Annotated in this window: 9 protein-coding genes; 3 read left to right on the top strand and 6 right to left on the bottom strand. The window is 69.8% G+C overall.

From position 1 onward, the window contains the following. Together QSG27_RS24845 and QSG27_RS24840 are read right to left on the bottom strand one after the other, a co-directional pair. Nucleotides 1-1,713, bottom strand: a 1,713-nt coding sequence (locus QSG27_RS24845) for a hybrid sensor histidine kinase/response regulator (protein ID WP_306710892.1), incomplete at its 3' end; no start/stop codon positions are given. A gap of 24 nt (nucleotides 1,714-1,737) precedes the next feature. Next, a complete protein-coding gene (locus QSG27_RS24840; protein WP_306710890.1) occupies nucleotides 1,738-4,149 on the bottom strand; it encodes a PAS-domain containing protein in 2,412 nt (803 codons plus the stop codon). A gap of 236 nt (nucleotides 4,150-4,385) precedes the next feature. Between QSG27_RS24840 and QSG27_RS24835 the strand changes: the two genes are divergently transcribed. Genes QSG27_RS24835 through QSG27_RS24825 form a run of 3 tightly spaced genes read left to right on the top strand, consistent with a single transcriptional unit; the run spans nucleotide 4,386 to nucleotide 6,649 of the window. Further along, on the top strand, nucleotides 4,386-4,691 hold the full coding sequence (locus QSG27_RS24835; RefSeq protein ID WP_306710888.1) for an STAS domain-containing protein: 306 nt from the start codon (nucleotides 4,386-4,388) through the stop codon (nucleotides 4,689-4,691). A gap of 7 nt (nucleotides 4,692-4,698) precedes the next feature. Further along, nucleotides 4,699-5,466 carry an ATP-binding protein gene (locus QSG27_RS24830; RefSeq protein WP_306710886.1) on the top strand — a complete coding sequence of 256 codons (768 nt, stop codon included), beginning with the start codon at nucleotides 4,699-4,701 and terminating at the stop codon, nucleotides 5,464-5,466. 19 nt (nucleotides 5,467-5,485) lie between these two features. After that, nucleotides 5,486-6,649 carry a PP2C family protein-serine/threonine phosphatase gene (locus tag QSG27_RS24825; protein ID WP_306710885.1) on the top strand — a complete coding sequence of 388 codons (1,164 nt, stop codon included), beginning with the start codon at nucleotides 5,486-5,488 and terminating at the stop codon, nucleotides 6,647-6,649. An 88-nt stretch (nucleotides 6,650-6,737) separates the two neighbouring features. On the opposite strand, the gene QSG27_RS24820 is transcribed toward QSG27_RS24825, so the two are convergent. From QSG27_RS24820 to QSG27_RS24805, 4 genes are all read right to left on the bottom strand, one after another. After that, on the bottom strand, nucleotides 6,738-7,313 hold the full coding sequence (locus tag QSG27_RS24820) for a DedA family protein (protein WP_306710884.1): 576 nt from the start codon (nucleotides 7,311-7,313) through the stop codon (nucleotides 6,738-6,740). Between the two features lie 250 nt (nucleotides 7,314-7,563). Beyond that, a complete protein-coding gene (locus tag QSG27_RS24815) occupies nucleotides 7,564-7,989 on the bottom strand; it encodes a hypothetical protein (protein ID WP_306710883.1) in 426 nt (141 codons plus the stop codon). 137 nt (nucleotides 7,990-8,126) lie between these two features. After that, a complete protein-coding gene (locus QSG27_RS24810) occupies nucleotides 8,127-8,582 on the bottom strand; it encodes a putative toxin-antitoxin system toxin component, PIN family (RefSeq protein WP_306710881.1) in 456 nt (151 codons plus the stop codon). A gap of 22 nt (nucleotides 8,583-8,604) precedes the next feature. Further along, on the bottom strand, nucleotides 8,605-9,789 hold the full coding sequence (locus QSG27_RS24805; protein WP_306710879.1) for a PP2C family protein-serine/threonine phosphatase: 1,185 nt from the start codon (nucleotides 9,787-9,789) through the stop codon (nucleotides 8,605-8,607). Nucleotides 9,790-9,936: the final 147 nt, after the last annotated feature.

The raw sequence follows: 9,936 nt of genomic DNA, 5'->3' as shown, positions 1-9,936 counted from the left end.
CAGGCCGACGAGGACGGTCAGGCCGGCGAGGTCCGGCGCCGGCGCCGGCGGGGTGGGTCCGGGCGGGGCGGGGTCCGGCGCGGCGGGCAGCGTCAGATCGACCCAGAAGGTGGAGCCCGCCCCCGGTGCGCTGTCCACCCCGATCTCTCCACCCATCAGCGCGACCAGCCGCCGGCTGATCGACAGGCCCAGCCCGGTCCCGCCGAAGCGCCGGGTGGTGGAGCTTTCCGCCTGGGTGAAGGGCTGGAAGAGCTGGCGGCGCGCCGTCTCGGAAATGCCGATGCCGGTGTCCGCCACCTCGATGCGCAGCCGGGCGCCGGCCGGACCGTTGCCGTCCTCCCGTGCGGCCAGGATGGCCTGCACGACGATGCGCCCGCGCTCGGTGAACTTGATGGCGTTGCCGCACAGGTTGAACAGGATCTGGCGCAGCCGCACCGGATCGCCGACCAGGGCCGGCGGGATCGCCGGCTCCACGTAGGTCAGCAGCGTCAGCTCCTTGGCCCGCGCCGCCGGGGCCAGCGTGTCGGCCACCCCTTCGACCAGGGCGGGAATGGAGACGGGCACCTGCTCCAGGTCCATCTTGCCGGCCTCGATCTTCGAGAAGTCGAGGATGTCGTCGATGATCCGCAGCAGCGAGGTCGCCGATTCCCGCATGGTCGCCACGGTGTCGCGCTGCCCGGCGTCCAGCGCCGTGCGCTCCAGCAGCTCCAGCATGCCCAGAACGCCGTTCATGGGGGTGCGGATCTCGTGGCTCATGGTGGCGAGGAAGGCGGACTTGGCGGTGGTCGCCTGCTCCGCCTGTTCCTTGGCGGTTTCCAGTTGGCGCTCGGCCAGCTTGCGCCGCGTGATGTCGTAGACCCAGGCGAGATAGACCGGGCGCCCGTCCAGCGTGGCGGGGTCCACCGACAGCAGCGCCCAGAAGGTCGACCCGTCGGCCCGCCGCACCCGGACCTCCGCGTCGCGCAGCGTGCGGCGGAAGAAGGTCCAGTGCGTCTCGTGCGCCTCGGTGTTGTCCGGCTCGATGAACAGGTCGGCGATGGACACGCCGGCCAGCCGGTCCTTCGGCACGCCCAGCAGATGGACCAGCCGGTCGTTGCACATGACGAGGACGCCGTCCTGCGTATAGGCGCAGACGCCGACCGGGCTCGATTCCAGGATGGCGCGCATCTGCTCCCGGCTCTGCCGCAGTTCGTGCGTGCGCTCGGCCACCCGGGTCTCGATGGAGCGGATGTAGTCGTAGGCGCGCAGCGCCGCGATCACCGCGGTGAACAGCCCCTCCGCCGACAGGTCGGCCTTCGACTTGTAGTCGTTGATGTCGCAGCCGACGATCACGTCCCGCTGCGGAGCCTGCCCCGGCTGGCCGGTGCGCAGGATGATGCGGACCTCCGGATTGCCGAGCGCGCCGCGGATCCAGCGGACCAGCTTCAGACCGGCGTCGTCGTCCTCCATCACCACGTCCAGCAGGATGACGGCGATGTCCCGGCGGGCGCGCAGCACGGCGCGGGCCTCGGCGGCGGAACGGCAGCCGATCAGATCCAGCCGGCGGCCCTGGAACTCCACGCCGTCCAGCAGGAGGGCGGTCATGGAATGGACGTCGTCCTCGTCGTCCACCACCAGGACGGGCCAGGGCGGGTTTCCGTTCCCGGCGTCGCCCTCCTCGTCGGCGAAGAGGATTTCGTCGTCGTTGTCGGGCATGATCAGGTCGTCGGTCATGCTGCGTCCGTCATGCTGGGGCCGTCATGCTTCGTCGGTTTCCGGGGCCTCCCCCGCGGCGCCGGTCATGTGGGGCGCGGTGGCGGGAAGCCGCAGGATGAAGGTGGTGCCTTGTCTTGCCGTGCCGTTGGGGGCCGTGCTGTCGTGGGCTGGGCTGTCGTGGGCTGGGCTGTCGTGGGCTGGGCTGTCGGGGGCTGGGCTGTCGGGGGCCGGGCTGTCCACGGAGATCCGCCCGCCCAGCGATTGCGTCACGAGGTTGAAGACGATGTGAAGGCCGAGCCCGCTGCCCCCGGTGCCGCGCTTGGTCGTGAAGAAGGGCTCGAACACCTTGGGCAGATTGTCCGGGGGGATGCCGATCCCGTCGTCGGAGAAGCGGATGTCCAGCTCGCCGTCCGGCAGCTCCTCCACGGTCAGGTCCATCCGCCCCTCGCGCCCGTCGGGGAAGGCGTGGGTCAGGGCGTTGATGACCAGATTGGTGATGACCTGGCTGAGCGCGCCGGGATAGCCGTCCATGGCGATGCCGTCCGGACAGGAAATGGTCATCCGGTGCGGGCTCTTGCGCAGGCGCGGCCCCAGCGAGGTGATGATCTCCTCCAGATAGGAGTGCAGGTCGAAGCGGCGGCGTTCCTGGCTGGTCTGGTCCACGGCGACGCGCTTGAAGCTCTGGATCAGCTCCGCCGCGCGGGTCAGGTTCTGCTCGATCAGGCGCGAGGATTCGCCCGCCGCCGCCACATAGGCGGTCAGGTCGGACTTCTTCATGGTCCCCTTCCCGAAGGCGTCGGTCAGCGCCCGCGTCTTCGACGCCAGATGGGTCGAGCAGCTGTAGGCGATGCCGACCGGCGTGTTGATCTCGTGCGCGACGCCGGCCACCAGCAGGGCGAGCGAGGCCATCTTCTCCGCCTGGACGAGGCTGTCCTGGGTCTCCTTCAGGTCGGCGTAGGCGGTCTCCAGCGCCTCCATGGCGTGGAACACCTCCTCGGCGGAGCGCGCCTCCACCGTCACGTCGGTGAAGGTGCGGACGAAGCCGCCCTCCGGCAGGGGGTTGGAGCGCACCTCGATGATCGTGCCGTCGGGCCGCCGCCGCTTGAAGGCGAAGGGCTGGTCGGGGACCACGGCGGTCTCGTCCAGCTCCAGATCGGGGTCGATGCTGAAATCCTCGAAGGCGCCCTGGGCGCGCTGGAGCCGGACGATCTCGGGGAACAGCGGGTTGCCGGTCAGGAACCCCGCCGGCACGTCCAGCAACTCCGCCGCGCGGCGGTTGGACATCACGACCCGCAGGTTGCGGTCCACCATGATGATGCCCTGGTCGGTGTTGTCGAGGGTGATCTGAAGGATGTTCCGCTCGCGGGCCAGATCCCGCTCGGCCTGCATGCGCTCCGTCACGTCGGACATGGTGCCGGTCAGGCGGACCGCGGTGCCCTCGCCGTCGCGCAGCGCGGTCGCCCGGTCCTCGATCCAGGCCCAGCCGCCGTCGCGCCGCCGCATCCGGTAGACGGTGGCGTAGGCGCTGTCCTTGTCGCGCACGCGGTTGCGGGATTGCGCGATGACCTGCCGCCGCTCCTCCGGATGGATCAGCGACTCCCAGGTCTCCGCCGTCATCGCCAGCTCGGACGGGCCATAGCCCAGCAGGGCCGGAAATTCCTTCGACCACCAATACTGGCCGGTCCGCAGGTCGTAATCCCAGACGGAGGAGCGCGTGGCGGCGATGGCCAGCCCCAGCCGCTCCTCGCTCTGGCGCAGGGCGGCCTCCTCCTCGTCCAGGCGGGTCAGCATGCCGTTGTAGGCGGCGATCACCCGCCCCAGCTCGTCGGCGGAGGACCAGTGCACGGGCTGGCGCAGATGCTCCTGCTCCGCGGTGCGGATCGACGCGATCAGCCGGCCCAGCGGCACGCCGATGGTCAGCCGGTGCGCGGTCAGGGCGGTGACCAGCGTGCCGACCAGCATCAGCAGCAGGAGCCACAGGGTGTTGACCATCTCCTGCCGGATCTGCTCGTCCACCGAGGCGTAGGAGAAATGGAGCGTCAGCGTGCCGAGCCGCCGGTTCTGCACCTGGATCGGACGGCGCACGGAGTCATGCCCGTCGAAGGGGCGCCCGGCGAAGGGGCGGCAGTCGGCGTCCGGCCAGGCGAAATAGCCGTCGGCCAGCTCGTCCGCCACCTCGATGCACAGAAGCTCGCGGTTGACCGAGATCGCCTGGATGATGTTGCGGATGGCCGGAACGTCCACGGCCCACAGGCTGGAGGACAGGGCGACGGCGTTGATTTCCGCCACCGCCTCGATCCGGTCGCGCAGGGCGCCGCGCAGATCCTTGTACTTCCCGTAGAAGAAGATCGAGGAGAAGCCCAGCGTCGTCAGCATCAGGATCGGAATCAGGATCAGCAGGAATTTCGCCGACACCGTCGGCACCGTCTTCCACGCCTGCTCGATCACCGTCATGAAAGGTATTCCGAACCCGGGGCCGCAAGCGGGGCGGACCGGCGGCACAGCACCGCCTTTCCCCGGTCCTGCGGTTGTACTACCAACGGACGCCGGTCGTCCATGGTGTGATGGGCGTGAAAATTCTCCTTTGGATCGGTTAAAGTGACGCAACTGTTGCTTGATGCTTGAGGGGGTGATGCCCTTGCACTACTGTGCGCGGGAGCCGCTGCGGCGGTGCAACACAAGAGGATGTCATGGACTTTCAGGTCCGCAAGGACGGCGAATCCATCGAGCTGCTCCTGAGCGGCCGGTTGGAGTTCACCGACCACGATCGCCTTCACGACGTCATTGAGCTGTTGGAGACAAGGGGTGTACGCCGTTTCATCATCGATGCGAAGGACCTGACCTTCATCGACTCCGCGGGGATCGGCATGCTGCTGATCCTTCAGGACGAGACGGAGCAGCGCAACATCAAGATGATCGTCCGCAAGCTGCACGGGGACGTGAAGCGCTCCATCGATCTGGCCCGGATTGGTGAGATCATCACCATCGAGGAGTGACCGGGCGATGGACGGCTCCGCCGCTCTCCCCGCCTTGCCGGCCACCGGCCCCGCCGGCGTGATGCGCCCGTTCAGCGTGGTGCGGGACCGCGTGCCGGCGGACGTCGCCGCGCGGGCGGCGGCGCGCTTCGGCCTGAGCGCGGCCGGTGGCGGGACCGCCGCCGCGGTGCTGCTGGCCCGGGCCGACCGGGACATCGTGCGCAGCGCCTTCGGGCTGAACGGCTTCCTGACGGTCGAACTGACGGAGCGGGAGGACGGCACCGGCACGCTCGACGCCGACTGGCTGGGCGCCCCGCCGGTGGAGCAGGGATTCTACCTGTCGCTGACCACCGGCACGGCCTATGGCCTGCAATGCGCGGTCCTGGTCTGCGACGAGCTGGCGCGGCGCGGCGTGCTGACGCCGGAGCGGCGCGGCAACATCGAACTGTGCCTGCACGAGGCCATCGCCAACGCCATTGTCCACGGCAATCTGGAAATCCCCAGCGCCACCAAGGACCAGCCCGACGGCTACCGCCTGTTCAGCCGGCTTCTGCGAGAGCGGTTGGGCGACGGCGCCGTGCGGCAGCGGCGGATCGACATCTTTGCGCGCTGGACGAGCGAGGGCCTGACCATCGCGGTGGTGGACCAGGGCAACGGCTTCGACACCACGGCCCTGCCGCAGGACACCGACAGCGGCGCCCATTCGGGCCGCGGCTTCCTGTTCATGCGGGCGCTGGCCCGGCGCATCAACGTGACCGATGGCGGGCGCTGCACCCTGCTGCAGTTCGACCTGTGACGGGCGGGCGGGTCCGCGCATGGCCATCTCGCTCGCCGCCAGCCGTGTCCTGATCGTTGACGACAACGAGTTCAACAGGAAGTCGCTGGCCCTGATGATCCGCCGCGCCGGGCTGACGCAGATCGACTTCGCCGAGAACGGGGAGGACGGGCTGCGCAAGGTGGACAGCTTCCGGCCCGACCTCGTCCTGCTGGACGTCAGCATGCCGGTGATGGACGGGCTGGAGATGTGCCGGCGCCTGCGCGAGCGGCTGACCCACGAGGAACTGCCGATCCTGTTCCAGACCGCGCTGGACAGCGACGAGGAGCAGGTGCGCTGCTTTGCGGCGGGTGGCAGCGATTTCATCTCCAAGCCGATCAAGCCGGGGGAATGCGTCGCCCGCGTCCGCCACCAGCTCGAAAAGCGCAAGCTGTTCACCGACCTCGCCAATTTCCGCGGGCGCGTGGAGCGGGAGCTGAAGCACGCCAAGGCGATGCAGCTGTCCCTGCTCCCCGAGCCCAAGCAATTGGAGGCCATCGCCAGCCGGTACGAGCTGGTGCTGGACGCCCATTTCGAAACCTCGTCGGAGCTGGGCGGCGATTTCTGGAACGTCTATCCGCTGGACAGCCACCGCGTCGCCTTTCTGCTGGTCGATTTCGCCGGGCACGGCATCACCGCCGCCATCAACACCTTCCGCCTGCACACGCTGATCGACCGCTTTCCCATGCAGCATGTGCCGCCCTCGGAATGGCTGGCCGGGCTGAATCTGGCGCTGAAGGACGTGCTGCCGACCGGGCAGTTCGCCACCGCCTTCTTCGGCATCCTGGATCTGCACACCGACACGCTGACCTACGCCTCCGCCGGGGCGCCGAACCCGGTTGTGGGGATCGCGGGGGAGCTTCGGCTGCTGGATTCGGCGGGGCTGGTGCTGGGCGCGTCGCGCCGCGCCGTCTACGCCGACCGCAGCCTGCGCCTGCCGCGCGGGGGCTGCCTGTTCCTCTACAGCGACGCGCTGATCGAATGCAGCGGCCCCGGTCCGGACAACGGCCCCATCGGCCAGGACGGGGTGCCCGGCCTGCTGCGGGGCGCCATGGCCGCCAACCGCGCCCGCCCGCTGGGGCCGCTGCTGGAGCGCTTCTATGCCCGCACCAGCCTGCCGCTGCGCGACGACCTGACCGCCGTGTGGATCGCCCGCCGGGCGTAAGTAAGGGCCTGCCGAAACGAAAAGGCCGCCGCGGTTGCCCGCGGCGGCCCTGATGGGTGGCCCTGATGGGGGAGATGGCGCGGCGCGGTTACGCCTGCGTCTCGGACGTGGCGACGCGGCGGCGGACCCACATCACGCTCTTCACCGCGAAGATCGTGACGCCGATGCCCAGCGCGATGAGGAGAAGGATCTTCGGACCGTTCTCGCCGATGGCGGCGGCGGCCTCGCCGAACAGATAGCCGGCTCCGGCGAAGCTCCAGGCCCAGAGGCCCGCGGCGATGAAGTTCCAGAACAGGAATTTGCGCCAGGGCATGCGTGAGGTGCCGACCGCGACCGAGGCGATGTTGCGCACCCCGTAGAGGAAGCGGAAGGCCAGGATGAAGCCGACCCCGTAGACCTCCAGCCAGTGGAGGACGCGCGCCGCGCGGGCCTCCGCCGCGGGGAAGCGGGCCAGCGCCTTGCCGCCCCATTTGCGGCCGATCCAGAAATAGCACTGGTCGCCCATGAAGCTGCCGATCCAGACGGCGGCCACCAGCCAGTACAGGTTGACGATCCCGAGGTGGGCGCCCATCCCGCCGAAGATGACGAAGGTTTCGCCTTCGAAGAAGGCCCATATGAAGGCCAGGGGATAGAAGGCGTCGCCCCATTCCTGGAGCCAGGTCATCCAATCCAAAGCACCCTCCCCGCGGGTCGTTCCTTTTGGGCTCGGACCGCCGGGAACGCGCCGGGAAACAGGGGCGCGGCCATCGGTCAGGCTTCGGACACATCATTGCACATAAGTGCGTGTCGTGTCGCGCAATCATTCCCGAATCGGAGGGAGGGACCGGCGCAAAGTTGAGGTACGCAACGATCCTTTGCGAAGGGATTATTTTGTGTCCGTCGATGTATGCCCTGTGTGTATGGCCGGGGCCTTCTCAGCCGTCCTCCCCCGACAATTCACCGACCGCCTGCCGGGCGGCGCGCAGCAGCAGGGGGTTCGGTTCGGCGGGGCCGTCCTCCCCATCCTCCTCCCAGGCGCCGGGGGCGGCGCGGCGCTTCAATTCGCGCGCCGCCTCGATCAGCAGATGGGCCAGCTTCTGATCGGGCAGGGCCTGGGCCAGCGCCCGCAGCTCCGCGTTGGTCAGGGCCGCCGGGTCGAAGTCGGCGCGCGGGGCCATCGGGACGGGCGGCGGCGGGACCAGGGACAGGGTCAGAGGGGGCGGGGACGGGGGTGGAACGTCCTCCCGCACCACGTCGATGGCCATCGGCTCGGCGACGGTGGTGGCGCGGGACCGGCGCGCCGGCCGGCGCGCCCGCTCCGTCTCGGGCAGGCTGTCGAACAGGAGAGGTTGCGTGCTCATCCTTGCAGGCTCACTTGCGTGCTCATCCGGTCACCCGCGATCCGTTCAACGCTGGTTTGCCAATTGTTCTCTTTTCATTCTAGGGAACGGATGCCGGAAGTCGAGTGGAAACTTCGAAGGCAGGGAGGCGGGCGGGGTCAGGCGATCGCGTCCAGAAACCGTTCGGGGCGCAGGATGCGGGTCCGGCCCACATGGCGCACGGACAGAAGTTGCCGGTCCACCGTCACCAGCCAGTCGGCGTCGGCGGCCAGCGCCACGGCCAGGAACATGTCGTCGTCGGGGTCGCGGCACAGCCGCTCCACCGGGGCGGGCTCGATCCTCCGGGCCTCCGCGGCGAAGGCGGCGAGGAAGGCGGCGCGCTCCTCCGCCGGGCGGTAGCGGTCGAAGTCCGGACGCATCAGCACGTCGCGCAGCTCGGCCAGCGTGGCGTCGGACACGAAGGCGGCCCCGCGGGACCGCACCGCCTCGACGCTGTCCCGGATGGCGAGGCTGCGGCGCGGCACCTCGGCGCCCAGCAGGGCGTAGCCGACGAGGATGTTGGTGTCCAGAACGGCCCGGAAGGGCCGGGCGCCGGGAAGGGGGAGGGTGGTCATGCGGGAGTCCGCCTGCCACATGTCAGCCAGCGCGGGTCAGCAGCAGCGCCGTCAGGTCGTCGTCGATGGGGCCGGCGGCGCGCAGACGGTCCAGCAGCCCGTCCAGGAAACGGCACCCGTCCGCTTCGCCCATCCGTTCGGCGACCAGGGCGGCGAGGCCCGGTTCGTCCAGCACGTCGTCGCCGACCGGGATCTCGATGGCGCCGTCGGAATAGAGGAACAGGCGCCCGCCCGGCGGCAAGGGGACCGAGCGCTCCTCATACTCCGCCGAGGCCAGCAGGCCGAGCGGCAGGCCGGCGCTGTCGCCCATCAGCGGCGCGGTGTCGCCCGGCGCCCAGACCATCGGGCGCGTCGATCCGGCGGAGGCGTAGACGAAGCGGTTCTCCGCCGGCTCGATCACCCCGGCCAGCATGGTGGCGAACTGCCCGTTGGGAAGCAGGGCGCACAGCCGCCGGTTGATGGTGGACAGGAAGCCGGCCGGGGTCATGCCGGTCACGTCCATCTGCTGGCAGATCGCGTGCAGGCGGAAGGTGTTCAGCGCCGCCCCCACCCCATGGCCGGAGAAATCGACCATGTAGAGCATGGTCCGGCCCTGGCCCTGCCCAAGCGTTTCGTGCCGCAGGTCCCAGAAGTCGCCGCCCAGCTCCGACGAGGGGGCGAAATGGGCGGCGATGCCCACCCCCGCCGCGGCCTCGACCTCGGCCAGCCGCTCCGGCGAGGGCATCAGCCGTTCCTGCATCTTGCGGGCGAGCGCCAGTTCGCTGACCGTCCGCTCGTGGAAGCGCTGGAGATCGTGCAGAAGGGCGCGGTTTTGCAGATGGATGCGCACGCGGGCCAGCAACTCCACCGCGTTGATCGGCTTGGTGACGTAATCGGTGGCCCCGGCGGCGAAAGCCTTGGCGCGGTCCTCCGCCCGGTTCAGGCTGGACTGCACCAGGACCGGCAGGTCCTTCCAGGCGGGGATCCGGCGCAGGCGCCGGCACATCTCGAACCCGTCCAGGTTCGGCATCATCAGGTCGAGCAGGATCAGGTCGGGCCGGAAGCTGTCCAGCCGGGCCAGCGCGTCGTTGCCGTCCTCCGCCATGTCGATGCGGCTGACCCCGCCGCGCTCCAGCAGGGCCTGGAGCAGGTGGCGGTTCACGCGGTTGTCGTCCACCACCAGGACGCGGGCCGTCTCCAGCCCCGGAATCTCCGGCAGCTCGTTCATCGGGCACCCCCGCGCTCGATCCAGACCAGCGTTTGGTCGTCGCGCGGCACCGCGCCTTGGGCGGCGGCGAGCGCGCCGGTCACCGCCGCGAAGGCGCCGCCGCCCTCCGCATCGGCCGCCATGTCGGAGGCGCTTTGCAGCAGGCCG

The organism is Azospirillum isscasi, assembly GCF_030849505.1.
Classification (GTDB): domain Bacteria; phylum Pseudomonadota; class Alphaproteobacteria; order Azospirillales; family Azospirillaceae; genus Azospirillum; species Azospirillum isscasi.
The sequence above is the reverse complement of the archived record's forward strand: the minus strand, read 5'-3'. Positions and strand labels throughout refer to the sequence as shown.

Bases quoted from the DNA above. Each gene is read 5' to 3' on its own strand.
- QSG27_RS24820 (WP_306710884.1), bottom strand. From the start codon at position 7,313: ATGACCTGGCTCCAGGAATGGGGCGACGCCTTCTATCCCCTGGCCTTC.
- QSG27_RS24840 (WP_306710890.1), bottom strand. From the start codon at position 4,149: ATGACGGTGATCGAGCAGGCGTGGAAGACGGTGCCGACGGTGTCGGCG.
- QSG27_RS24830 (WP_306710886.1), top strand. From the start codon at position 4,699: ATGGACGGCTCCGCCGCTCTCCCCGCCTTGCCGGCCACCGGCCCCGCC.
- QSG27_RS24835 (WP_306710888.1), top strand. From the start codon at position 4,386: ATGGACTTTCAGGTCCGCAAGGACGGCGAATCCATCGAGCTGCTCCTG.
- QSG27_RS24805 (WP_306710879.1), bottom strand. From the start codon at position 9,789: ATGAACGAGCTGCCGGAGATTCCGGGGCTGGAGACGGCCCGCGTCCTG.
- QSG27_RS24810 (WP_306710881.1), bottom strand. From the start codon at position 8,582: ATGACCACCCTCCCCCTTCCCGGCGCCCGGCCCTTCCGGGCCGTTCTG.
- QSG27_RS24815 (WP_306710883.1), bottom strand. From the start codon at position 7,989: ATGAGCACGCAACCTCTCCTGTTCGACAGCCTGCCCGAGACGGAGCGG.
- QSG27_RS24825 (WP_306710885.1), top strand. From the start codon at position 5,486: ATGGCCATCTCGCTCGCCGCCAGCCGTGTCCTGATCGTTGACGACAAC.